22 protein-coding genes and 1 pseudogene are annotated in these 22777 nt (G+C 67.1%); 14 read left to right on the top strand and 9 right to left on the bottom strand.

From position 1 onward, the window contains the following. Positions 1 to 91: 91 nt before the first annotated feature. Genes MTR62_RS10335 through MTR62_RS10325 form a run of 3 tightly spaced genes read left to right on the top strand, consistent with a single transcriptional unit; the run spans position 92 to position 2774 of the window. Positions 92 to 757 (top strand): glutathione S-transferase family protein, encoded by a 666-nt coding sequence (locus tag MTR62_RS10335; RefSeq protein ID WP_244020333.1) that lies wholly within the window; start codon positions 92 to 94, stop codon positions 755 to 757. After that, positions 754 to 1617 carry a S1/P1 nuclease gene (locus MTR62_RS10330; RefSeq protein ID WP_244020331.1) on the top strand — a complete coding sequence of 288 codons (864 nt, stop codon included), beginning with the start codon at positions 754 to 756 and terminating at the stop codon, positions 1615 to 1617. The genes MTR62_RS10335 and MTR62_RS10330 overlap by 4 nt, the downstream gene beginning before the upstream one ends. Before the next feature lie 50 nt (positions 1618 to 1667). After that, the gene (locus MTR62_RS10325) at positions 1668 to 2774 is read left to right on the top strand and encodes an alpha/beta hydrolase (RefSeq protein ID WP_244020329.1); all 1107 of its coding nucleotides are present in this window, start codon (positions 1668 to 1670) and stop codon (positions 2772 to 2774) included. Here MTR62_RS10325 and MTR62_RS10320 read toward each other — a convergent pair. Beyond that, a complete protein-coding gene (locus MTR62_RS10320; RefSeq protein ID WP_244020327.1) occupies positions 2771 to 3262 on the bottom strand; it encodes a cupin domain-containing protein in 492 nt (163 codons plus the stop codon). The genes MTR62_RS10325 and MTR62_RS10320 overlap by 4 nt on opposite strands. Before the next feature lie 59 nt (positions 3263 to 3321). Between MTR62_RS10320 and dapE the strand changes: the two genes are divergently transcribed. Next, positions 3322 to 4467 carry a succinyl-diaminopimelate desuccinylase gene (gene dapE, locus MTR62_RS10315; RefSeq protein ID WP_244020325.1) on the top strand — a complete coding sequence of 382 codons (1146 nt, stop codon included), beginning with the start codon at positions 3322 to 3324 and terminating at the stop codon, positions 4465 to 4467. A 102-nt stretch (positions 4468 to 4569) separates the two neighbouring features. Further along, positions 4570 to 5808 (top strand): dicarboxylate/amino acid:cation symporter, encoded by a 1239-nt coding sequence (locus MTR62_RS10310; RefSeq protein ID WP_244020320.1) that lies wholly within the window; start codon positions 4570 to 4572, stop codon positions 5806 to 5808. 179 nt (positions 5809 to 5987) lie between these two features. Here the strand turns inward: MTR62_RS10310 and MTR62_RS10305 are convergent, their stop codons facing one another. The 3 genes from MTR62_RS10305 to dapB all read right to left on the bottom strand — a co-directional run bounded on the left by MTR62_RS10305 (position 5988) and on the right by dapB (position 8469). Next, positions 5988 to 6833 carry an ion transporter gene (locus MTR62_RS10305; protein ID WP_244020318.1) on the bottom strand — a complete coding sequence of 282 codons (846 nt, stop codon included), beginning with the start codon at positions 6831 to 6833 and terminating at the stop codon, positions 5988 to 5990. Between the two features lie 189 nt (positions 6834 to 7022). Continuing rightward, positions 7023 to 7727, bottom strand: coding sequence for an endonuclease III (gene nth, locus MTR62_RS10300; RefSeq protein ID WP_244020315.1), 705 nt, complete (start codon positions 7725 to 7727; stop codon positions 7023 to 7025). Positions 7728 to 7740: 13 nt separating this feature from the next. After that, positions 7741 to 8469: a 4-hydroxy-tetrahydrodipicolinate reductase gene (gene dapB / locus MTR62_RS10295; protein WP_244020313.1), complete on the bottom strand. Its 729-nt coding sequence runs from the start codon at positions 8467 to 8469 to the stop codon at positions 7741 to 7743. Between the two features lie 36 nt (positions 8470 to 8505). Here dapB and MTR62_RS10290 point away from each other — a divergent pair, with 36 nt between their 5' ends. After that, on the top strand, positions 8506 to 9246 hold the full coding sequence (locus MTR62_RS10290) for an NAD-dependent deacylase (RefSeq protein WP_244020309.1): 741 nt from the start codon (positions 8506 to 8508) through the stop codon (positions 9244 to 9246). 5 nt (positions 9247 to 9251) lie between these two features. On the opposite strand, the gene MTR62_RS10285 is transcribed toward MTR62_RS10290, so the two are convergent. From MTR62_RS10285 to mutM, 5 genes and pseudogenes are all read right to left on the bottom strand, one after another. After that, entirely contained in the window at positions 9252 to 10022 is a 771-nt protein-coding gene (locus tag MTR62_RS10285; protein WP_244020307.1) for a HesA/MoeB/ThiF family protein, read from the bottom strand. A gap of 217 nt (positions 10023 to 10239) precedes the next feature. Next, entirely contained in the window at positions 10240 to 11091 is an 852-nt protein-coding gene (locus MTR62_RS10280) for a GGDEF domain-containing protein (protein WP_244020305.1), read from the bottom strand. 294 nt (positions 11092 to 11385) lie between these two features. Beyond that, positions 11386 to 12959 (bottom strand): annotated as a pseudogene (dnaA, locus tag MTR62_RS10275) (chromosomal replication initiator protein DnaA). Positions 12960 to 13690: 731 nt separating this feature from the next. After that, positions 13691 to 13951, bottom strand: a complete 261-nt coding sequence (gene rpsT / locus MTR62_RS10265; protein ID WP_244020290.1) for a 30S ribosomal protein S20 — start codon at positions 13949 to 13951, stop codon at positions 13691 to 13693. A gap of 140 nt (positions 13952 to 14091) precedes the next feature. Next, entirely contained in the window at positions 14092 to 14904 is an 813-nt protein-coding gene (gene mutM, locus MTR62_RS10260) for a bifunctional DNA-formamidopyrimidine glycosylase/DNA-(apurinic or apyrimidinic site) lyase (protein WP_244020288.1), read from the bottom strand. Between the two features lie 276 nt (positions 14905 to 15180). On the opposite strand from mutM, the gene MTR62_RS10255 reads away from it, so the two are divergent. The 8 genes from MTR62_RS10255 to MTR62_RS10220 all read left to right on the top strand — a co-directional run. Further along, positions 15181 to 15495, top strand: coding sequence for a hypothetical protein (locus MTR62_RS10255; protein ID WP_244020283.1), 315 nt, complete (start codon positions 15181 to 15183; stop codon positions 15493 to 15495). 87 nt (positions 15496 to 15582) lie between these two features. After that, on the top strand, positions 15583 to 16518 hold the full coding sequence (locus tag MTR62_RS10250) for a DMT family transporter (RefSeq protein ID WP_244020281.1): 936 nt from the start codon (positions 15583 to 15585) through the stop codon (positions 16516 to 16518). Positions 16519 to 16582: 64 nt separating this feature from the next. Continuing rightward, on the top strand, positions 16583 to 17314 hold the full coding sequence (locus MTR62_RS10245; RefSeq protein WP_244020279.1) for a class I SAM-dependent methyltransferase: 732 nt from the start codon (positions 16583 to 16585) through the stop codon (positions 17312 to 17314). Between the two features lie 10 nt (positions 17315 to 17324). Beyond that, on the top strand, positions 17325 to 18899 hold the full coding sequence (gene ubiB, locus MTR62_RS10240; protein ID WP_244020277.1) for a 2-polyprenylphenol 6-hydroxylase: 1575 nt from the start codon (positions 17325 to 17327) through the stop codon (positions 18897 to 18899). Positions 18900 to 18913: 14 nt separating this feature from the next. Beyond that, the gene (locus tag MTR62_RS10235) at positions 18914 to 20110 is read left to right on the top strand and encodes a hypothetical protein (protein WP_244020268.1); all 1197 of its coding nucleotides are present in this window, start codon (positions 18914 to 18916) and stop codon (positions 20108 to 20110) included. A gap of 42 nt (positions 20111 to 20152) precedes the next feature. Further along, a complete protein-coding gene (locus MTR62_RS10230; RefSeq protein ID WP_244020380.1) occupies positions 20153 to 21802 on the top strand; it encodes a bifunctional phosphopantothenoylcysteine decarboxylase/phosphopantothenate synthase in 1650 nt (549 codons plus the stop codon). Next, positions 21786 to 22256, top strand: a complete 471-nt coding sequence (dut, locus tag MTR62_RS10225) for a dUTP diphosphatase (RefSeq protein WP_244020261.1) — start codon at positions 21786 to 21788, stop codon at positions 22254 to 22256. Before MTR62_RS10230 ends, dut begins: the two co-directional genes overlap by 17 nt. 218 nt (positions 22257 to 22474) lie before the next feature. Continuing rightward, positions 22475 to 22777, top strand: a 303-nt coding sequence (locus MTR62_RS10220; RefSeq protein WP_244020259.1) for a hypothetical protein, incomplete at its 3' end; no start/stop codon positions are given.

Below are 22777 nucleotides of genomic sequence, written 5' to 3'. Positions count from 1 at the left end.
ATTGCGATGCAATCGATCGGGGCAGGGGCCTCGACAGCGGGGGGGAGAGGCTTTACCCCTCCGGGGCACTGCCAAAGGAAACGGCCCCCACGTGAAGCTCATCATCGGTAACAAGAATTATTCCAGCTGGTCGCTGCGCGGCTGGCTGGCGTGCAAGCAATCGGGTCTGCACTTCGACGAACTGACCGTGCCCATCCTTGGTGAGGACTGGGATCGCATCAAGACCGAGACCGACGAACTGGCCCCCTCGCACGGCAAGGTTCCGATCCTGTGGGACGGCGATGCGGTGGTCTGGGACAGTCTGGCGATCATCGATTACCTCGCCGACAAGGTGGGGCGTGATCGGTTCTGGCCCAAGGACGAGGCCGCGCGCGCGATGGCGCGCTCAATGGTCGCCGAAATGCACGCGGGCTATATGGCGCTGCGCCGCGCGCTGCCGATGAACGTGCGCAAGCGCATCACCGATGCGCCGATCACCGAGGAGGTCCGCGCCGACATCGTGCGTCTCCTGACCCTCTGGGCCGAGGCGCGCGCGCGTTTCGGCAAGGGCGGGCCGTTCCTGTTCGGCACTTTTGGCGCGGCTGACGTGTTCTACGCGCCGATCGTCAGCCGTTTCCTGACGTACGGCATTGGCGTCCCCGGCTTTGCGCAGGCCTATATGCAGGCGGTGTGGGAGCATGACTGGATGCAGGCCTGGATCGCCGCGGCCGAGGCCGAGGAATGGGTTATCGAACAATACGAGGCGCCCGCGAAGTGACGATACGGCATCGATTGGCGCTCGCCGCACTGGCGAGCCTGGCGCTGTTCGCGGCGGGCCCCGCACGGGCCTGGGGCGCGCTCGGCCACCGCACCGTGGGGGCGATCGCCTGGGCCAACATCCAGCCTGAGACGCGGGCGCGTATCCGCCAGCTGATGGCGCACCAGAAGGAAATGGACACGCCCGCCTGTCCGATGAAGACGATCAAGGACGTGGCGGTCTGGCCCGACTGCATCAAGGGCGAGAACTGGCGCTGGGCCTATGCGTCTTCGTGGCACTACCACGACCAGCCGGTCTGCGGGGATTTCAACCTCAAGGAGGAATGCCGCGACGGCAACTGCGTGACCGCGCAGATCACCCGCAACGAACGCCTGCTGGCCGATCGCAAGCTCGCGCCGATCCTGCGCCTTCAGGCGCTGTCCTTCGTGGTCCACTTCGTGGGCGACGTCCACCAGCCGCTCCACGTGGGCGAAAACCACGATCTGGGGGGCAACCGCATCACCGCCGATTACGGTGCGGCGCCCGCGCGCAATCTCCATTCGATCTGGGACGGCGTGCTGGCCGAGCGCGCGATTTCCTCGGCCAATCCGCCGCTGGTGCGGACCTATTCGAAGGCGGACAAGGCGCGTCTGGCGACCGGTGACGTGGCCGACTGGGCGCGCGAATCCTGGCAGATCTCGAAGGACTTTCTCTATCCCGAGGCGTTTGGCGGTACGATCCCGTGCAACGCCAGGGAACCCGCGCGGATCACCTGGTCCGAGGCGGCGACCGAGAAGGCCATTCCGATCGTCGACCAGCGGATCGAACAGGCGGGCCTGCGTCTCGCCAAGATGCTCGACGCGGCTCTCGCCAAGGGCTGAAGCCCTGGCGGTGTGAGGCGCGGGCGGCGCGCGGTAAGAGGAGACGGGCGATGGAGTGGGGCAAGCAACTGGAGCGTCGTTCGCTGCTGCGCGCGGCGGGCGTGATGGGCGTCGGTGCGGCCGGGCTCGCGCTGGGCGGCCGGGACATGTTCTGGCCCGGCGCGGCAGAGGCAGAGGCAGAGGCGGGCGCGGGCGCGCTGGCAGGCGACGGTTTCGATGCCGAGCCTTATGTCGATCCGAGCTTGCGTCCGTTCCTCGGGGCTTTCCCGCCGCGCGAGGTCGGGCGTGTCTACACGTTCGACTGGGTGCGCGAGAAGCGCGGGGTCCCGGCGGACCCGTCCGCGCCGCTGCCGCCGGGACCGTGGCGCGCGGTCAAGGTCCCGGTTCCGGGCGGCCGCGAGCCGGTGACGATCTACGTCGTCAACGAGCGCAAGGGCCGCAGCCGCGGCGGCATCGTTCACATGCACGGGGGTGGCTACCTCTTCGGATCGGCCCGCAATTCGCTGGCAGGTCTTGCCGAGACCGCCCGCGCGCTCGATTGCACGCTGGTCACCGTCGAATACCGTCTGGCGCCCGAGACGACCTATGAGGGCTCGCGCGAGGATACTTATGCCGCGCTCACGTGGCTTTACCGTAACGCAGCGCAGGTAGGCGTCGATCCGGCACGGATCGCGCTGCTGGGCGAAAGCGCCGGGGGCGGCCACGCCGCGCTGCTGGCGATCACCGCGCGCGATCGCGGTGAGGTTCCGGTGGCCTTCCAGTGCCTGGTCTACCCGATGCTCGATGACCGGGTGGGCGCGGTGATCCAGCGCCCGCGCCAGATGGGGGTCTACGTCTGGACGCCCGAGGAAAACGTCCTTGGCTGGCGCTCTTTCCTTGGCCGCGAGCCGGGGCTCCCGGACCAGAGCGATGGCGTACCGGGGCGGGTCAGGGACGTTGCCGGACTGCCGCCTGCGTGGATCGGGGTCGGCGGTGTCGACCTGTTCCTGGATGAGGATGTCGATTACGGGCAGCGGCTGCTGGATGCGGGGATCGGCTGCGAGATCGTGGTTACGCCCGGTGCCTACCACGCCTTCGACCTGATCGCGGCGAAGAGCGACCTTGCCCGGCAGTTTACCGCCTCCAAGATGGCGGCGCTCGCCAGGGCGCTGGGTTAGGCGTCTTCTTCGCTGGCAGGTCGGGCGGACGCTGGCACGGCACCGGGATAGGGCGTGCCGTCCTTGTGGACGTAGCCCTGCTCGTTCCACATCATGTCGATATCGGAATAGACCCCGCCCAGCTCCGGCCCGGCCCCGATCGCGATGAAGCTGCAAGGCGCGGCGCTTTCGTTGACGAGAGTGTGTCCGTTTTCGACCCCGCCCGCCCAGCCGCAAACATCGCCCGCGCGCAGCAGCGTGCGCCCGTCGTCCTCGATCAGCACCGCCTCGCCGGTGAGCATGACCACGAGTTCATCCTCGCCCCGGTGCCAGTGGCGCTGGCTCGACGCGCTGCCGGGGTCGAGCACGACATGGCTCGCGCCCATATGGGTGAGCCCGGCGACGGGGGCGAGCCGCTTCCACCAGCGTCCGCTGACCGCGGCGTCGAAGGGGGCGGGGTAGCCGGTCGCGTTGGATGTGGCGAGCGCATCGAGGTCGATTTTGGGCATGGTTGTTCCCTTGCGGACTATGGCCAAGGCGGTGGGCATGTGCGATGGCACAGGGCATTATGTCTCAGACCGCACAACGCGCCGCAAGCGCCATCGAGCTTGCCGAAGCCCTGATCGCCTGTCCCAGCGTCACCCCGGCCACCGGCATGGTGTTCGATTGTCTCGAAAGCCAGCTCGCCCCGCTCGGTTTCGAAGTGCACCGCTTCGTCGCGGGCGAAGCGCCCGACGGTCCGGTCGAAAACCTCTACGCGGTGCGCCGCGGCCCCGTGGGCACGCGCCACTTTTCCTTTGCCGGGCACGTCGACGTGGTGCCGCCCGGCGAAGGCTGGACCACCGCCCCGTTCCTGCCCGAGCGGCGCGGCGAACTGCTCTACGGGCGCGGCGCGGTCGACATGAAGGGCTCGGTCGCCGCGATGATTGCGGCGGCGTCCGAAATTCCCGCCGAAGCGGGCACGATCAGCTTCATCATCACCGGCGACGAGGAAGGTCCGGCCGTCCATGGCACGCGCGCGCTGATGGACTGGATGGCCGCGAACGGGGAGAAGCCCGACCTCATCCTGGTGGGGGAGCCGACTTCGGTTCATCGCCTGGGTGACATGATGAAGATCGGCCGGCGCGGCTCGGTCAACATCTTCCTGACCGTCGAGGGCGTGCAGGGCCACGTCGCCTATCCGCATCTTGCCGACAATCCGATCACCCGGCTCGTCGCGATGCTGGCCGAGCTTGACGCGCTGGTCCTTGATGAGGGGACCGAGTGGTTCCAGGCGTCCAATCTGGAGGTGACCGACCTTGCCGTGGGCAACCCTGCGCACAACGTCATTCCCGCCAGGGCCGAGGCGCGCATCTCGATCCGCTTCAACGATCGGCACACCGGCGCCGAGCTGGGCGCGCGGGTCAGCGCCATTGCCCAAAAGCACGGCGGGACGGCGCGCCCGGTGATCTCGGGCGAAGCGTTCCTGACCCAGCCGGGCGAATTTTCCGCTCTGCTGGCCCGCGCGATCGAGGCCGAGACCGGCGTCGCGCCCGAACTTTCGACCAGCGGGGGCACTTCGGATGCGCGTTTTCTCAAGGATATCGCCCCGGTGATCGAGTTCGGGCTGTGCAACGCGACGATGCACAAGCGGGACGAAGCGGTGGCGCTGGCCGACCTCGAAGCGCTCGCCCGAATCTACCGCCGGGTCACGCTGGCGGCGTTCGAGGGCTGAAATTCCCGCGCGCAAAGGGTTGATAAATCGGCCTGCACTTGCGAGCGTGGGAGGCGAGAGAGGGCGCGCGGGGGCTGTGCGCCCGGACGAGAAGGTTGATTGATGCTGCGTATCTGGTTTGCCATCCCGCTGTGGCAGCGGGTCATTGCCGCCCTGGTGCTGGGCATCGTGGCGGGTATCCTGTGGGGGCCCGACGCGGCGTCGATCAAGTGGATCGGGGACTTCTTCATCAAGTCGGTGAAGATGCTCGTGGTGCCGCTGATCTTCTTCTCGCTGGTATCGGGCATCACCGCGATCGGCGACTTGCGCAAGCTGGGTGCGGTGGGCGGCCGGGCGATGATCCTGTTCGTCGTCACGGGCCAGATCGCGGTCTGGCTGGGACTGTTTCTGGGCACGGTGTTCAAGCCGGGTGAAGGGCTCGATACCAGCCGACTGAACCTGGGCGCCGTACCGCCCCCGAACGAGACCACCGCGGTCGACATGATCCTCTCGATGGTGCCCGAAAGCCCGGTCAAGGTCATGGCCGAGGCGCAGGTGCTGCCGCTGATCGTCTTTGCCATGCTGATCGGCATCGGTATCCTGATGGCCAGGGAGGAAGGCCAGCCGCTCATCAAGATCTTCGATGCGGGCTCGGTGGTCATGCAGAAGGTGACGATGATCGTCATGGAGCTGACCCCGTTCGGCGTCTTTGCGCTGATGGCCTGGGTTGCCGGAACGCTGGGGCAGGACGCGCTGATCGCGCTCGCCAAGCTGGTCGGGCTCAACTACCTGGGCTGCCTCATCATCATCTTCGGCATGTATTCGCTGATGCTGCGTTTCCTGGCCAAACTGCCGGTGCACGACTTCTTTCGGGGCATCGTCGATGCGATGGCGGTGAGCTATTCGACCGCCTCTTCGAACGCGACGCTGCCCGTCACGATGCGCTGTGTGGAGCGTAACCTTGGCGTTTCGAACGCGGTGGCGAGCTTCGTCGTTTCGCTGGGGGCCACCATCAACATGAACGGCACCGCGATGTACCTGGGGCTGGCGACGCTGTTCGGCGCGCAGGTCTTCGGCGTGCACCTGAGCTGGAGCGCCTATTTCCTGATCTCGATCCTCTCGACGCTGGGCGCGGTGGGGGCTGCGGGCATTCCGGGGGCCGGGCTCATCATGATGGCGCTCGTGTTCGGCGCGGTGGGCGTTCCGCTCGAAACGATCGCGCTCGTCGCCGGGGTGGACCGGATCATGGACATGATGCGCACCACCACCAACGTCTCGGGCGATGCCGCCGTGGCGACCACCGTGGCGGTGATGACCGGCGAGATCGACCGTGCCGAAATGATCAGCGCCGACGACGTCTGAGAGACTGATCCAAAAATCACCAGTCGGCGACTTTTGGGCCGGTGCCGAACTTTTGGATCGGGCTCTGATACCAAGGCGCTGAGATGCTGACGCATCACGCCTTGGATTTGCTCAAGCGCCGCACGGGCTTAACCAGGGCGCGATGAGTCAGGCTCATCGCGCCCTGGGATGAGCCGACCCTATTTCGCAGAGGGCGCGACGCGCGGCAGGCGCGCGCCGCAGGCGTGGCAGTGGCGCGCCTCGGGCAGGTGATGCGCTTCGCCGCAGGCCGCGCAGCCGCTCAGGTGAAGGGTGGCGAGGCCATGCGCCTGCGGGTGGCCGGCTTCCTCCTCGCGCGCCTGGCGAAAGGCGATCTCGCTGGTGACGATGCCGGTCGGCACGGCGAGCGTGCCCCAGCCCAGCAGCATCATCAGCGCGGTGACGAAGCGCCCGAGCGGCGATTGCGGGGTGATGTCGCCATAGCCCACGGTGGTCATCGTGGTGATCGCCCAGTAGATCGAGACGGGTATGGAGGTAAATCCGTGCTCGGGCCCTTCGAGCACGTACATCAGCGATCCCAGCACCACCACGATCAGCACGACCGAGGCGAGGAACACCGCGATCTTGCGCCGGCTGGCGGCAAGCGCGTGGCCCAGCTGCTGGTATTCGGAGATATAGGCGGTGAGCTTGAACACGCGAAAGATGCGCAGCAGGCGCAGCACGCGCACGTCGATCAGGACGTGGATGGCGGGGAACAGCAGCGCCAGGTACGTCGGCAGCAGGGCGAGCAGATCGACGATCCCGAAGAAGCTGCGCGCATAGCGAAAGGGCGCGCGCAGGCACACGATGCGCAAGACGTATTCGAGCGTGAAGAGCGCGGTGAACACCCATTCGGCCAGGGTGAAGGCGAAATACCAGTGGGCGTGCAACGTCGGGATCGAATCGGCGATCACCACCAGCACCGAAAGCACGATGGCCGCGATCAGCACTTTCTCGAACAGCCGCCCGGTCGTGGTGTCGGTCTCGAAGGCGATACGGTAGACCACCGCGCGCCAGCCCGGATGCGGTCCGCCCCATTCGTGCCCGTGCCCGGCATGAATGGGACCGGATGGATCCGGGCGAGCCTGTCGGCCTGGGCAGGGCCTGGCAGGACCGCCGGGCGTCTGGGTCTGTGTCATCCGCTCCCTTTCCCGCGCCACACGCGTCCGCGATCCGGGCGCGGCGGGGCAGGCGGATCAGGACCGGGCGGGCGGCTTTGCGGCGCTTTTGGCCTTGGTGCTCTTGGTCGCAGCCGGTTTAGCGCCTTTTTCCATGATCTTGGGTTTGTAGGCGCATAAGTCGATTACCGGGCAGCGCCAGCATTCGGGGCTGCGCGCCTTGCAGATGTAGCGCCCGTGCAGGATCATCCAGTGGTGCGAGCCGACGCGAAAGGGCTGCGGGACGTTCTTTTCGAGGCCCAGTTCGACGGCGAGCGGGGTTTTCCCCTTGGCCATGCCGGTGCGGTTGGCGACGCGGAAGATATGCGTGTCGACCGCGAAGGTCTCGGCCCCGAAGGCGCAGTTGAGCACGACATTGGCGGTCTTGCGTCCGACGCCGGGCAGTTCGACCAGCGCGTCGCGGTCCTCGGGGACTTCGCCGCCGTACTTGTCGACCAGGATCTGCGAAAGCGCGATGACGTTCCTGGCCTTGGAGTTGAACAGGCCGATCGTCTTGATGTGCTCCTTGAGGCCTTCTTCGCCCAGCGCGACCATCTGCGCGGGCGTCTTGACCTCGGCGAAGAGCTTGCGCGTGGCCTTGTTGACGCCAACGTCCGTGGCCTGCGCGGAGAGTGTCACCGCGACGAGCAGCTGGTAGACGTTGCCGAATTCCAGCTCGGTCACCGGATCGGGATTGAGCTCGGCCAGGCGCCGGAAGAACTCGAAGATGTCGGCCTTCTTCATCGCGGCGAGGCCCTTAAAGGCCCAGGACCTGCGGCATGGTGTAGCGCCCGGCGTCCTTGCCCAGCAGCCACTGCGCGGCCTTGACCGCGCCCTTGGCGAAGATCGAGCGGTTTTCGGCCATGTGCGAGAGCGCGATGCGCTCGTCATCGCCTAGGAAATGGACGGTGTGATCGCCCGCCACGCTGCCCCCGCGAAGCGCGGCAAAGCCGATGTGCCCGCTCTCGCGCTTGCCGGTGATCCCGTCGCGCCCGCGATCGGCCACATCGGCGAGCGTCACGCCGCGCGCCTTGGCGCCCGCTTCGCCCAGCAGCAGCGCGGTGCCCGAAGGCGCGTCGACCTTCATGCGGTGGTGCGTCTCGACGATCTCGATATCCCAGTCGTCGCCGAGCCGGCTGGCCGCCTCGCGCACGAGGTGGGCGAGCAGGGTGACGCCAAGCGAGGTGTTGCCGGTCTGGAGGACAGGGATCGCCGCGCTCGCCTCGTCGATCAGCCAGTGGTGGCGTTCCTCGAGCCCGGTCGTGCCGATCACGATGGGAACTCCGGCGGCAACGGCGGCGTCGAGATTGGCCTCGAGCGCGGCGGGGCTGGAAAAATCGATCAGCACGTCGGCCTCGGCGGCCAGCGCGGCAACGTTGCCATCACGGCCCACGCCCCCGGCCAGATCCTCGCCCGCGTTGGCGAGCGCCAGTGCGATGGCGCGGCCCATGCGCCCGTTGCTGCCGATAATTCCGATTCGTGCCACTTGCATTTCTCCAGTTACGCAGGCCTCATGGCGGGGATGGACCAGCTACGCAACATCGTCATCCTCACCGGCGCCGGGGTCTCGGCGGAAAGCGGCATCGGCACCTTTCGCGATTCGGGCGGGCTCTGGGAAGAGCATCGGGTCGAGGACGTGGCGACGCCCGAAGCCTTTGCCCGCGATCCCGATCTGGTGCTGCGCTTTTACGACATGCGCCGGGCGGGTGTGCAGAAAGCCGAGCCCAACGCCGCGCACCGCGCCATCGCCCGGCTCCAGCGGGACTGGCCCGCGCGTGGCGGTGGGCGCGTCACGCTTGTCACCCAGAACGTCGATGACCTGCACGACCGCGCGGCGCGGGCGCTTGGGCTGGGGGAGGGCGGAGTGATTCACATGCACGGCGAGCATCTTTCGGCCTGGTGCACCGCGTGCGATGCGCGCACGCCCTGGCACGCGGACCTGATCGACAGCCCGCCCTGTCCGTCGTGCGGCGCGCGGGCGCTGCGCCCGGACATCGTGTGGTTCGGCGAGATGCCCTACCGGATGGAGGAGATCATCCGCGCGGTGGAAGAGGCGGACCTGTTCGTCTCGATCGGCACGTCGGGGGCGGTCTATCCCGCGGCGGGTTTCGTGCGCAGCGCGGCGGAACTGGGGATCGCGACGCTCGAACTCAATCTCGAACCCTCGCAGGGCACGCAGTGGTTCGATGGCGCACGCCATGGTCCGGCGAGCGAAGTGGTGCCCGCGTGGGTGGAGGAGCTGCTCGGCGCTGCAGCGCCCTGAGGTCTTCAGTGCCCGCCGCAGGCGGTGCACGAGGGGTCCTTGGCGATCCGCATCGTGCGCATGGCCGGATTGAGCCCGTCGATCAGGTGCAAGGTGCCGTATCCGGGGTTTCCGAAGGCGGCGTGCCCTTCGAGCAGGACGCGGATCGCGTGCATCGCGGCGAAAGTGCCGACCATGCCGACCATCGCGCCCAGCACGCCGTCGGCGGCGCAGGTGTCGCAGTCCTGGGCATCGAAGGCATCGCCGACGAAGCAGCGGTAGCAGGGCTGGTCCGCGCGGTGCCCGGCGAAGTTGGCGATCTGGCCCTGGAAGCGCCCGATGGCCGCACTTGTCAGTGGTATGCCTGAATTGACACAGGCATCTGACACGATCAGGCGAGTCGCGAAATTGTCACACCCGTCCAATACCCCACTCGCGCCGGAGAGAATCCGGGCAGCGTTCTCTACCCCTACCCGCGTGACGACTGCTTCGACCTCCAGGCCAAGATCAAAACGCCGCACCCATTCGGCCGCCGCTTCCGCTTTGGGCGCACCGATGTCCGACGGCGTGAAAATCGTCTGACGCTGAAGGTTGCTGACGTCCACGACGTCATCGTCCACCAGGGTGAGGCGCCCTACGCCGGCTGCGGCGAGGTACTGCAGGGCTGGACTGCCGATCCCGCCGCAGCCGACCAGCACCACGTGCGCGCGTGCCAGCGCGGCCTGCCCGGCTCCGCCGACTTCGGGCAGGACGATGTGACGCGCGAAGCGTTCGAGGCGGTCGGGGGAAAGGATCATGGCGTGGGCATGGCTCTTGCAGGGGGGCGCCGCGCGGGGGCGCAGCGCATGGCCGCCGCCCTAGAGCATTTTGGCGACGGGGGGAATCGCCAGATGCCTCCCGAAAAGGCGTCGCTCCGGGTGAGAGGGGCATCGATGCGCGGCGTGAGCGCGTGAAATCGCGCCGGCGTGGCTTCCTGTCGGCCGACGGTTCGTTGCAAAGGTGGGGATGGTGGGTTCAGTTGCGCGCGACACGCACGCGGTTGCGGCCGCTTTCCTTGGCTTCGGTGAGCGCGCTGTCGGCGCGAAGGGCCGCTTCGTCGAGATCCTCGAACGCGCGCAGCGGGGCGATGCCGCACGACAGGGTGATCGGCCAGCTGGCGTCGAGCAGGCTGGAATCGAGCGCGATGGTCGCGCGCAGGCGCTCCATCACCAGCCGCGCCTCGTCAAGCAGGGTGTCGGGAAAGAGAATGGCGAATTCCTCGCCCCCCCAGCGGCAGCACAGGTCGGTGCGGCGCAGGTTCCCCTCGAGTATCCGCGCGAGGCTGGTGAGCAGGATGTCGCCTGCATCGAGCCCGAAACGATCGTTGATGAGCGAGAAGTGGTCGATGTCGACGAGGGCGATGACCGCGTTGTTGTCCCCCGGCAGGAGACGTTCGGCCGCGCTGCGAAAGCCGCGCCGGTTGCGAATGCCGGTGAGTGCGTCACGTTCGCTGAGCGTTTCGACCGGGCTGCTGCGCTGCTCGGCACAGCGGGCCTGCGCGGCGACCGCGCCGAGCAGCTGGCCGACGAGGTCGTCCTCGTCGCTGGGGATCGCGGTCACCTGTTCGCCGGCCTGGATCGCGCGCAGCATGGCGGTGGCCTTGTGGAGCGGTGAGAGCAGGCCATGAATGGCAAAGAGCCCGCCCAGGGCGCCGGTCATGGTGCCGAGCAGCACCGCCAGCGTGGCGCTGGCCGAGAACACCCCGAAGATGAACTGGTAGGAAATCGAGAACGCGGCGGGCAGGAGCATCGACAGAAAGTAGATCGCGGCCATCCGACGTTCGTAATCGTGCGGGAACAGGAACTTGGTTGCGTGATAGAACCGCATGGAGTGTCTCCGCTTCTCTCGGTCGATACTGTTTTTCTATGTCCTCTTGTTAGCGCTTGGCGGCCCTTGGTGCAGTGCAAAAAGCGTTCACGTTCTTGTGTGAAATCGATTTTATGCAGTGCGGTTCAAATTTTCAATGAATTGGCATTGCAGTGCTTTGCATGACTGTATTACCAATCGTTCATCGCGTCGATTTCGAACGTGTATACGAAAAAAGAGGCGTCCCGTCGATACGGGCGCCTCTTTTTTCTTATTCGTGGCGCAAGCGCCCGATGGCCGTGCCGGTGTGGTGACTCAGCTTTCGAGCTGGCGCAGCAGGCTGCGCACGTCGCCGTCCATGTCCGCATCGCGGGTACGCAGTTCCTCGATCAGGCGCACCGCGTGGATCACCGTCGAATGATCGCGGCCGCCGAACTTGCGGCCGATCTCGGGGTACGAGCGCGGGGTCAGCACCTTGGCAAGGTACATCGCCACCTGGCGGGGGCGGACGACGGCGCGGGCGCGGCGCTTGGAGCTCATCTCGGTACGGTCGATACGGTAGAACTGGCAGACCGTGCGCTGGATCTCGTCGATCGTGATGCGGCGGCGGTTGGCCGAGAGGATGTCGGTCAGCTGCTCTTCGGCGAGCTGGAGCGAGACCTGCTGGCCGGTAAGCTGGGCGTAGGCGATCAGCTTGTTGAGGCCGCCGACCAGTTCGCGCACGTTGCGGTTGATGGTGCGGGCGAGGAACTCGATCACGTCCGAGGGGACATCGACCGAAGCGAAGCGCTGCAGGCGGTTTTCCAGGATCGCGCGGCGCAGCTCGATGTCGGCGGGCTGGATGTCGGCGACGAGGCCCATCGACAGGCGCGAGAGCAGGCGCGGCTCGACCCCGTCGAGCGCCTGGGGCGCGCGGTCGGCGGCGAAGACCAGGCGCTTGCCTTCGGCGAGCAGCGCGTCGATCGTGTAGAGCAGCTCTTCCTGCGCCGAAGCCTTGCCGATGATGAACTGGATGTCGTCCACCAGCAGCAGGTCGAAGCCGCGCAGGCGGGCCTTGAACTCGATCATCTGGTTCTGACGCAGCGCCTGGACGAACTCGACCATGAAGCGTTCGGCCGAGCAGTAGAAGATGCGCGCGTGCGGGTGGTTGGTCAGGTAGGCGTGGCCGATGGCGTGGAGCAGGTGGGTCTTGCCCTGGCCGGTCGAGCCCTTGAGGTAGAGCGGCGAGAACTGGGGCTTCTCGGTCGCGGCCATGCGCTGGGCAGCGTTGCAGGCCAGGATGTTGCTCTCGCCGGTGACGAACGAGGTGAAAGTCTGCGAGGCGTCGATACCCGCCGGGCCCTGGCCGAGCGCGGTGAAGGCCTCACCGCTCAGCGCGGCCGAGAGCGCATCGCCGGCGCTCTGCGCCGAATCGTTGGCGNGGTGACGAACGAGGTGAAAGTCTGCGAGGCGTCGATACCCGCCGGGCCCTGGCCGAGCGCGGTGAAGGCCTCACCGCTCAGCGCGGCCGAGAGCGCATCGCCGGCGCTCTGCGCCGAATCGTTGGCGGGCGCGCGGCTGGGGCGGCCGCCGCTGCCCAGGCGCAGCTCGGGCAGCTGGCGGCGACCGGGCTGGACCAGAATGCGCACGTGGCGCACGTCGGGGCGCGCGATCTTCCACGCCAGCGAGAGGCGATCGGCAAAGCGATCGCTCACCCAGTTGGCCGAGAATTCGGTGGGCAGGTACAGGTCGAGCGTACCCGTTTCCTTGCAGTAGGTGCCCGGCTGGATCGGCTTGATCCACTGGCTGTGCGCCTGGTGGCCAAGGTCCTTGCGCAGCCCCTGGCTGATGTCAGCCCAGTCCGCCGCGAGATTGACCGCTTCGCGCTCCTCTTCCGTTGTCACCTTGATTGCCTTGACCTTCTTACCCGCGCTGCCCGCGCCCTGACCCGCAAAAGAACCTGACACTTTCGAACTCCCCTGGTTCGCTGCCAAACCCTTGTGGCACCTGAAAAACTGAATTTGCGATAACGACAGAACGAACAGCGCCGGGGACAAAACGCCCCCAAGCTGCAAAGGCTCTTTGCAGCGGCTGATTTCGATCTATCGTTGTTACCCCGGCCAGTTCCGCATTGGCCGGAACCCCTTTTAGGGAGGCCTGTGCCGGACAGGCAATACGGGCATCGGAAAATAAAAAAATTTATGGCTGTTGACACACGCAAGTCTGCGCCGGACGCCGTAACAAAAGTGTATTGTCGCGTGTTTTCAAGCGCTTAGCCATTTCCATATGGCGAATCGCGGTTTTTCCTAGGCTTTCCGGAAAGGGGCTGGGAAGGGCTGCATAAAACGCAAGGCAGGTCCCGCCGGGGGGGTGAATTCTGTTCTTCTTTCGTACCCTTTTTCGTGGTCCGGCGGAAAGGCCGGGGCGAATCACCGCGCGTGGTGAAACGCGTTCGAATCGAATCGATCCGATGGAGGGTATCGTGCCGCGTCGCGGCCCCAAACAGAACAGGGCCGGGGAACTTGTCCCCGGCCCTGTTCTGTTTGCCGTGTCTTGTCACAGGCTTGGTCGGTCTGCCGCAGCGATGCGCGAGGGGCCTGTACCCTCGCGCTGCGCGGCGTTACCGACCGGGCGTGAGCCCTTAGAGCGAAGCGACGCGCTTCGTCAGGCGCGACATCTTGCGCGAAGCGGTGTTCTTGTGAAGCACGCCGCGAGCCACGCCGCGGGCCAGCTCGGGCTGGGCTTCCTGGAGCGCTGCGGCCGCAGCGGTCTTGTCACCGCCGGCGATCGCGGCTTCGACCTTCTTCACGAAGGTGCGGATGCGGCTCATGCGGTTGGTGTTCACGAGAGCACGACGCTCATTGCGACGGATGCGCTTACGGGCTTGCGGCGTATTGGCCATTAACGTTCCTTTGTATGGCCGCCTGGCGGCCCCTCTTGCCTGATCGAATCTCGAAAATCTGGCGAGCGGACTCGCCGGAAAGCGCGCCCCTTAGCGGTAGGCCGGGTTTTCGTCAAGATGGTGCGCCGGTGCGGAACGGCTCATTTCTGGCATTTCCGGCACCAGAACGTGCTGCGCCCGCCCTGCGTGAAGCGCAGCACCGGCGCGCCGCAGCCACAGGGCTGGTTCTCGCGCCCGTAGACCTGCCAGCTGGTCGCGAAATAGCCCAGTTCACCGCTCGGCTGGGCGTAGTCGCGGATGGTCGATCCGCCCGCTGCGATCGATTCGGTGAGCACGTCGCGGATCGCGGGTACGAGTCGCGCCAGTGCGGGCAGGGTGATCCGGCCGGCCGGCTTGTCGGGGCGGATGCCGGCGCGAAACAGCGCTTCGCACACGTAGATGTTGCCGAGCCCCGCGACGATCGCCTGGTCGAGCAGGAGCAGTTTGACCGCGCTCGAACGCCCCTTGAAGGCGGCCTTGAGATGCGCCGGGGTCAGCCCTTCACCGAGCGGTTCTGGCCCCATCCGGGCAAAGGCGTCCCACTGCTCGAGGCCGGCGGTGGGCACCAGGTCGACGGAGCCGAAGCGCCGCGCGTCGTTGAGCGCGAGGCGGTGGCCCGAGCCGGTCTCGAGCACGAGATGGTCGTGCTTGTCCGCGCTTTCGGGTTCGATCCGCCAGCGCCCGGACATGCCCAGGTGAAACACCATGGTCTGGTCGCGATCGGTATGGATGAGGCCGTACTTGGCGCGCCGACCCATGCCCGTGACCCGCGCGCCGGTCAGCGTCTGGACGAGATCGTGCGGGAAGGGGCGGCGCAAGTCCGCCCGGTTGAGCGTGACGCGCGCGATTCGCTCGCCTTCGAGAAAGCGCGCGAGGCCGCGCACGGTGGTTTCGACTTCGGGAAGCTCGGGCATCGTGAGGGTCTATCTAGGGAGCCGCGCGCGCCTTGGCGAGTCCTGGGCGCGCTCTTTGGAACTGGCGCTTTTGAACGGGCTCTCGGTGTGCGTATTTTGTATGTTGATGGCTGATAATCGCAATAGAGGTGGAGCTCTGGCGGTGTCTGCGAGCAGTCCGTTGCTGTCATTGTCGACAAGTGTGGTGGATCGCCCGCACAATGTGGATGCGTCGCTCGCCTGTAATGGGGGTTATTTGACTGTGGGCGGTGGGAGGATGACTATGCGTTCTTTGGAATGGTGGATTACATTTCGAAAGAAGTCGCCGATGAATTTGGAAGTGCATGGTATCAAGGCGGAATTCGCGATCCGGTGACCGTGCTCGTGCGCCGTGGTTCGGTCCTGTCGCGGATCGCGCCGATTGGGCGCGGGTTCGGGCCCTGGCTGATGAGCGCCAGCAGACACGGGCGCTGCTGGGGTCTGCTGCGCAACACCGGCCCCCTGATCGACAATTGGTGCCGGGCGATGAAGACGGTGCGGCCAAAGCCGGTCGCGGTGTGCGAGTCGGTGCGCGGGGCAGATCACCACGGTCTTCGAACGCTCGTTGAGTGAGGCGATCGGCGCGCTCCATCCGGCGTGAGGAGGGCGCTGGGGGCGTGGGGGATTGGCTCGCCCGGCGCGTCGGGCTAGGCCGAGCCGATGAACACCGCGATCCGATCCTCCAGTGCGTACACCCGGGCTTTCCTGTTGCTGGGCCTCGTCATGCTGCTGTGGGCGGGCAATTCGATCGTCGGGCGCGCGGTCCGGGCGGATATTCCGCCCTTTACGCTGGCGTTCGGGCGCTGGCTGATCGCAGTCGCCGTGCTCGCCCCGTTCGCGTGGCCCCGGCTGCGCGCGCAATGGAGCGAAGTGCGCGGCGGATGGGGCTGGCTGCTCGTGCTGGGGCTGCTCGGCGTGGTGTGCTTCAATTCGTTCGTCTATTCGGGCCTCCATTATACCACGGCGGCGAACGCGCTGTTGCTTCAGGCATCGATCCCCGCGCTGGTGCTGGCGTTCGACGTGCTGCTGTTTCGCGGGCGGCCTGCGCGGCTTCAGGTGATTGGCGTGGTCTGTTCGACGCTGGGGGTGGCCTTCATCGTCTTTCGCGGCGCGTGGCAGGCGGTCATGGCCCTGCAGATCGGCGGGGTGGGGGACGCGCTGATCCTGTGCGGGTCGCTCAGCTGGTCGCTCTATACCGTACTTCTGCGCAAGAAGCCGCCGGTCGATCCCGCGGTCTTCCTCCTGCTCACCTTCGGGCTGGGCGCGCTGGCGCTGGCGCCGATGGCCTTGTGGGAGCACGCGCAGGGGCTTGGCGTGCACTGGTCGGGCACGGTGCTGGGCGCGTTCGTCTATGTCGGGGTGTTCCCCTCGGTGCTGGCCTACTTTATCTACATCGCGGCGACGTTCCAGCTCGGCCCGGCGCGCGCGGGGCAGGCGATCACGCTGATGCCTTTGTTCGGGGCGCTGCTTTCGGCGCTCCTGCTGGGCGAGCGGCTGGCGGCCTACCACGCGATGGGCATGGCGCTGATCCTGGCGGGTATCGTGCTTTCCGCGCTGGCCTTGCGCGGACGGCGGCCCCCGACCCCGGCGGCGTGAACGGGCGGTATTTGCGCACGATCCCTCTTTGCGCGGGCCGGATTTGCGCCTAGAGCCCTTCGGCATGAGTGAAACGGTTTCCTTCGGATACGAAGACATCGCCGCTGAAGAGAAGGCCGACAAGGTCGGGGCCATCTTCTCCAACGTCGCGCGCAAGTACGACATCATGAACGATGCCATGTCGGGCGGCATGCACCGTGTGTGGAAGGACAAGTTCGTGCGGCGGGTAAAGCCCCAGCCGGGCGAGCAGATCCTCGACATGGCGGGCGGCACGGGCGATATCGCCTTTCGCATGGAAGCGCGCGGGGCGACGATCACCGTCTCGGACATCAACCAGGACATGCTGGACGTTGGCATCGAACGCGCGATGGAGCGCGGCATCGACACGCTCGTGTGGTCGCGCCAGAACGCGGAGGAGCTGACCTTCCCCGACCGGCACTTCGACGCCTACACGATCGCCTTCGGCATCCGCAACGTGACTCACATCGCCAAGGCGCTGGCCGAGGCGCACCGCGTGCTCAAGTACGGCGGGCGCTTCTTCTGCCTTGAATTTTCGACCACCGAATGGCCCGGCTTCAAGGAAGTATACGACGCCTATTCGCACAAGCTGGTGCCGCAGATCGGCAAGATGATCGCGGGCGACGCCGATTCGTACCGCTACCTCATCGAATCGATCCGTCGCTTCCCGCCCATGCCCGAGTTCGAGCGGATGATCCGCGAGGCGGGCTTCACCCACACCAAGGTCGAACCGATCATGGGCGGGCTGGTCGCCATCCACTCGGGCTGGAAGGTCTGAGGCGAACCACGTGACTTCGCGACTGACGCATATCCGGCGGCTCCTCAAGTGGGGCCGGGTTCTCGCGCGCCATGGTGCGCTGCGCGGGATCGAGAACGATCGCAACGCGCCGGCTCCCGTCAAGCGGCTGTGCCGCCTGGCCCGCTTCGGCGCGCGCCAGGGCGCGGAGCCCGATTACGCCGGGGCCTTCCAGGCGATCGGCCCGGCCGCGATCAAGCTGGGCCAGGCGCTCGCCACGCGCCCCGATATCGTGGGCGAGGGCCCGGCGCGCAACCTGCTGACCCTGCAGGACAGCCTGCCGCCGGTCGACTTCGCGCTCATCCGCAGGCGGATCGAGGACAGCTTCGAGCGTCCGCTGGAAGAGGTCTTCGCCAGCTTCGATCCTGAACCGATCGGCGCGGCCTCGATCGCGCAGGTCCATGCGGCGACCACGCCCGACGGGCGCAAGGTTGCGGTCAAGGTGCTGCGTCCGGGCATCCGCGAGCAGTTCACGCGCGATGTCGAGACGTACGAGTGGGCCGCCGCACACCTCGAAGCGTTTGGCGGTGAGGCCGCGCGCCTGCGCCCGCGCGCGGTGATCGCCAATCTCAAGCGCTGGACCCTGCGCGAGCTGGACTTGCGCCGCGAGGCGGCTTCGGCTTCCGAACTGGCCGAGGGGATGAAGGCGGTCGACGGCTATCGCATTCCGGCGATCGACTGGGAGCGCACCAACGGGCAGGTGCTGACCCTCGAATGGGTCGACGGCATCAAGATGAGCAATCTCGATGCGCTGCACGAGGCTGGGTACGACAGGCCAGCGCTCGCCCACAAGCTGGTGCTCACCTTCCTCAAGCAGGCGATTTCGGCGGGCTTCTTCCACGCCGACATGCACCAGGGCAATCTCTTCGTGCAGGGCGGGCCGCAGGACCCGACGATCGTCGCGATCGACTTTGGCATCATGGGCCGGATCAACCGCCAGGCGCGGCTCTGGCTGGCCGAGATCCTCTATGGCCTGACTACCGGCAACTACCGCCGCGTCGCCGAAATCCACTTCGAGGCGCAGTACGTGCCGAGCTACCATTCGATGGAGGATTTCGCCACGGCGCTGCGCGCGGTGGGTGAGCCCATGCGCGGCAAGCCGGTGTCCGAACTTTCAGTCGGCCAGATGCTCGATGGCCTGTTTGCCATCACCCGCGATTTCGACATGGCGGTGCAGCCGCACCTGCTGCTGCTGCAAAAGACCATGGTCATGGTCGAGGGTCTGGCCACCGCGCTCGATCCCACGATCAACATGTGGGATGTCGCCGCGCCCTTCGTGAAGAACTGGATTCGCGACGAGCTGGGCCCCGAGGCGGTGATTGCCGACCGTCTGCGCGAGGATGTGGCGACGCTCGCCCGCGTGCCCGCGCTGATCCGCCGCATCGAGGAGCAGTTCCCCGCCAAGGGCGCCGCGCCCGAACAGGCTCCGCTGCCCGAGATCGACCTCCTGTGGGGCGGCAAGGGCAAGCGTAAACCCGATGGTAACCACCTTGGGGGCTATATTCTCACTGCAATCGCGGGGGGATTTCTTGGATGCGCGGCGACCTACCTGATGCTGATGCACTGACCGGGGCGGGGCGCGTGGACGCGCCTCCGGCCTCGGCCGGGCGCTTTGCGTCGTGGCCGCGCGCGCTGGCCCGCGCGGCGCTTGGCGTGCTGGCGCTGCTGCTGTTCGCCTCGCTCATCGTGCCGACCTATCCTGAAGGGCGCCGCTCGCCCTGGCAGGGTGCGGTCGATCCCTCGGTCTCGATCCACGCCAGGAGCCGCGATCTCGACAAGGACGAGAGCTACGATCAGGACATCGCGCTCTACAAGGTTGCCAGCCAGCGTATCGCGCGCGGCGAGAACTACTACGATTTCATTGTGACCGAGCAGCGCCGGCGCGACTATCCGGTCAACCCCGGCTTTGCCGTGCGCCTGCCCACGCTGGCCTATCTCAACGCCTGGCTCGGGCCTGTCGGTCAGGTCGCTGCGGCGATTGCGCTGATGCTGGGCACGATTGCCGCCTGGTGGTTCAAGCTGGGCGAGGACCCGGCGATCGCGCGCCAGCGGCGTCTCGCTACCGCGATGGTCGCGGTCGGCGTCTCGCTCGCGCTCAACCGGCACTATTTTCCGTTGCACGAATTGTGGGCCGGTGGGCTGATCGCGCTTTCCTTCGGGCTCCACCGCATAGGCCACATGGGGGAGGGCGGGCGCTGGATCGCGGCCTGGTGTGCCGCCGCGCTGGCGCTGGCGATTCGCGAGCACGCCTTGCCCTTCGTCCTGCTGATGGGCGCGTTCGCGGTGTGGCAGGGCAACCGGCGCGAGGCGCTGGCCTGGGGCGGGCTTGTCGCGCTGTTCGCGCTGGCGATGGCCGTCCACCTTCATCTCGTTGCGCGCGATGTCTTGCCGAGCGATCCGCATTCGGCGCCCTGGCTGGTGGTGCGCGGCCTGACCGGGTGGCTGGCGAACATCGCGCAGGCGAGCAACCTGCGCTGGCTGCCGCACTGGCTGGCCGGGCCTGCGGTGATCCTGATGACCTTCGGCTGGCTGGGCTGGAACACGAAGGCGGGCCTGTTCGGCTTCCTGCTTGCGGCGGGCTATGGCCTGGCGTTCATGCTGGCGGGCCGGTGGGACAATTTCTACTGGGGGGCGATGATCGCACCGGCGATGTTCCCTGGGATAGTCTTTGCACCGCAGGCGCTTGCAGGGCTTGTCGCGGCCGCGCGCGGTCCCCACGTTCGGGGCGGGGAGGCTCCCTCGTCCGATCCGCTCCTTCGCTATCCCACTCCTTCGTAAACAGATTGCGTCATGATGAACGCTGTTGCACAAGCCCCGACGATGAACGGACCGCGCATTCTCCTGGTCGTGGGGGGCGGCATTGCCGCCTACAAGGCCTGCGAACTTGTCCGCCACATCCGCAAGGAAGGTGGCGAGGTGACCTGCGTGCTGACCGAAGGCGGCGCCCAGTTCGTGACCCCGATGGCGCTTGCCGCGCTGTCGGGCAATCCGGTCTACACCTCGCTGTTCGATCTCAAGGACGAGGTCGAGATGGGCCATATCGAGCTTAGCCGTTCGGCCGATCTGGTGGTGATCTGCCCGGCGACCGCGAACCTTCTGGCCAAGATGGCCAACGGCATCGCCGACGATCTGGCGACGACCATGCTGCTGGCGACCGACAAGCCGGTCATGGCCGTCCCGGCGATGAACGTGCGCATGTGGCAGCACGCGGCGACCGTGCGCAACGTGCAGATCCTGCGCGAAGCCGGGGTCGACGTGATGGAGCCCGACGAGGGCACGATGGCCTGCGGCGAATACGGCCCCGGCCGCTTGCCCGATCCGATAGCGATCTGGCAGCGTATCGCCTGGGGGCTGGGGCTTGGCCCGGTCGAAGTCGCGCCGTTGCCCGGTAGCGTCGATTACGCGCCCTCCTATCCGGGGCTCCCGCCTGCCGCCGATCCGGACGATCCGCGCTACTGGCAGCCCCAGTTCGACGATCCCGAGCCTGAGGAACAGGACGAGAGCGGGATGGGCCTTGGCGGCCTGTCGGGCGGGATGATCGCGCGCAGCCTGACCAAGGCCAAGCAGGCGATCAGCTTCGGCCATTCCGAAGATGCCGTCACCACGCGCGGTGAGGAAGCCGCCTTCGCGCTCAGCAATTCGCCGCTCATGGCGACCAAGGGCGGCGCGCGCTCGGCCCCGCCGACCGACCCCGAAGCGCTCAACCACCTGACTTCGCACCACGGCGATGCGGTGCGTCCCGAACCCTTCGCCAACGAAGCGCCCGGTGCCTACCCCGCGATCGGCGCGCACGGCGAGGCCGAGGCTCCGTTCGTTCCGGGCGAGGGGCCGCTGGCGGGCCGCCACGTGCTGGTCACCGCCGGACCGACCTGGGAGCCGATCGATCCGGTGCGCTACATCGCCAACCGCTCCTCGGGCAAGCAGGGCTTCGCCATCGCCGCCGCCGCCGCGCGTGCGGGCGCGCGGGTGACGCTGGTGGCCGGGCCGGTCCATCTGGCGACGCCGCCCGGCGTCAACCGCATCGACGTGGAAAGCGCGCTCGACATGGCCGAGGCGGTCAAGCGCGCGCTGCCTGCGGACATCGGCGTGATGGTCGCCGCCGTGGCCGACTGGCGCCCGGTGAGCGTGGCCGGACAGAAGCTCAAGAAGCGCGGTTCGGCGCCGCCTGCGCTGCTCTTGACCGAAAACCCCGATATTCTCGCGACCGTCGCCTCGCGCCCCGATCGCCCGCCGCTGCTGATCGGCTTTGCCGCTGAAACCAACGACGTCATCAAGTACGCCAAGGACAAGCGCAAGCGTAAGGGCGCCGACTGGATCATCGCCAACGACGTGTCGGGCGACGTGATGGGCGGCGATGCCAACGCGGTCCACATCGTGCGCGGCGAGGATGTGATCTCGCTGCCCGAAATGCCCAAGGAGGAGGTCGCGCACCTCCTCGTCGAAAGGATGATCGATGTCTTCGCCTCGTAACGTGCCCGTTCCCATCAAGGTCCTGCCCCACGGGCAGGGCTTGCCGCTGCCAGCCTACGCGACCGCGGGCGCGGCGGGGATGGACGTGGTTTCGGCCGAGGACGTGACGCTTGCCCCCGGAGGCCGTCACGCGGTGGCGACGGGGCTGGCCATGGCGATCCCCGAAGGCTTTGAAATTCAGGTTCGCCCGCGTTCGGGCCTCGCGCTCAAGCACGCGATCACCGTGCCCAACACGCCGGGCACGATCGATTCGGACTATCGCGGCGAGCTGAAGGTCATCCTCATCAACCACGGGCACGAGGACTTTTCGATCGTGCGCGGCGACCGCGTGGCGCAGCTGGTGCTGGCTCCGGTAATCCAGGCCGCCTGGCTCGAGGTCGAGGAACTGGACGAGACCGTGCGCGGCGAAGGCGGTTTCGGTTCGACCGGCGGGGTCTCGGCGCTGGGCAACTGAAGGGGCTTTCCCCACCGTCAGGCCGGGCGTAAAAGGGCGCCATGTTTGTGCTGCTCGCGCCTTCCCTGCAAAATCCGCGCTGTCTTTTGGCGGCGTCGGTCCGTGTCTGGCCAGGAGCGGGTCGCTAGCATCCCGCAACCAGCGCCAAACGCTGCAAACCCCGCCCGACTGGCGGGGTTTTCGTGTTGGTCGGGCCTTTCGTGAAGGATACCCTGACGATGCCCCTCTTGACCGACGCCGCGATTGAACGTGTCGCGTGGCGGCTGATCGATACCAGCCTGCCCAAGGCTGAGTGGACCCACGAAGCGCATTTCGCCGCTGCCTTGTGGCTGCTGCGCCACCGTCCCGAATGGACCGGGGAGGAGGCCATGCGCGCGCTCATCACCCGCTATAATCAGGTGAGCGGAACGCCGAACACCGACACCGGCGGTTACCACCATACGATCACGCTCGCCTCGCTAAGCGGCGCGCGGGCCCGGCTCGCGGCGGCGGGCGCGCAGGCCTCGCTTGCCGAGGTGCTG

The organism is Novosphingobium organovorum (assembly GCF_022832435.1).
Classification (GTDB): domain Bacteria; phylum Pseudomonadota; class Alphaproteobacteria; order Sphingomonadales; family Sphingomonadaceae; genus Novosphingobium; species Novosphingobium organovorum.
The sequence above is the reverse complement of the archived record's forward strand: the minus strand, read 5'-3'. Positions and strand labels throughout refer to the sequence as shown.

Excerpts from the sequence above, each read along its gene's own strand:
- MTR62_RS10325 (WP_244020329.1), top strand. The coding sequence starts at position 1,668 with ATGGAGTGGGGCAAGCAACTGGAGCGTCGTTCGCTGCTGCGCGCGGCG.
- MTR62_RS10320 (WP_244020327.1), bottom strand. The coding sequence starts at position 3,262 with ATGCCCAAAATCGACCTCGATGCGCTCGCCACATCCAACGCGACCGGC.
- dapE (WP_244020325.1), top strand. The coding sequence starts at position 3,322 with ATGTCTCAGACCGCACAACGCGCCGCAAGCGCCATCGAGCTTGCCGAA.
- MTR62_RS10310 (WP_244020320.1), top strand. The coding sequence starts at position 4,570 with ATGCTGCGTATCTGGTTTGCCATCCCGCTGTGGCAGCGGGTCATTGCC.
- nth (WP_244020315.1), bottom strand. The coding sequence starts at position 7,727 with ATGAAGAAGGCCGACATCTTCGAGTTCTTCCGGCGCCTGGCCGAGCTC.
- MTR62_RS10290 (WP_244020309.1), top strand. The coding sequence starts at position 8,506 with ATGGACCAGCTACGCAACATCGTCATCCTCACCGGCGCCGGGGTCTCG.
- MTR62_RS10285 (WP_244020307.1), bottom strand. The coding sequence starts at position 10,022 with ATGATCCTTTCCCCCGACCGCCTCGAACGCTTCGCGCGTCACATCGTC.
- MTR62_RS10280 (WP_244020305.1), bottom strand. The coding sequence starts at position 11,091 with ATGCGGTTCTATCACGCAACCAAGTTCCTGTTCCCGCACGATTACGAA.
- rpsT (WP_244020290.1), bottom strand. The coding sequence starts at position 13,951 with ATGGCCAATACGCCGCAAGCCCGTAAGCGCATCCGTCGCAATGAGCGT.
- mutM (WP_244020288.1), bottom strand. The coding sequence starts at position 14,904 with ATGCCCGAGCTTCCCGAAGTCGAAACCACCGTGCGCGGCCTCGCGCGC.
- MTR62_RS10255 (WP_244020283.1), top strand. The coding sequence starts at position 15,181 with ATGGTGGATTACATTTCGAAAGAAGTCGCCGATGAATTTGGAAGTGCA.
- MTR62_RS10250 (WP_244020281.1), top strand. The coding sequence starts at position 15,583 with ATGAACACCGCGATCCGATCCTCCAGTGCGTACACCCGGGCTTTCCTG.
- MTR62_RS10245 (WP_244020279.1), top strand. The coding sequence starts at position 16,583 with ATGAGTGAAACGGTTTCCTTCGGATACGAAGACATCGCCGCTGAAGAG.
- MTR62_RS10230 (WP_244020380.1), top strand. The coding sequence starts at position 20,153 with ATGAACGGACCGCGCATTCTCCTGGTCGTGGGGGGCGGCATTGCCGCC.
- dut (WP_244020261.1), top strand. The coding sequence starts at position 21,786 with ATGTCTTCGCCTCGTAACGTGCCCGTTCCCATCAAGGTCCTGCCCCAC.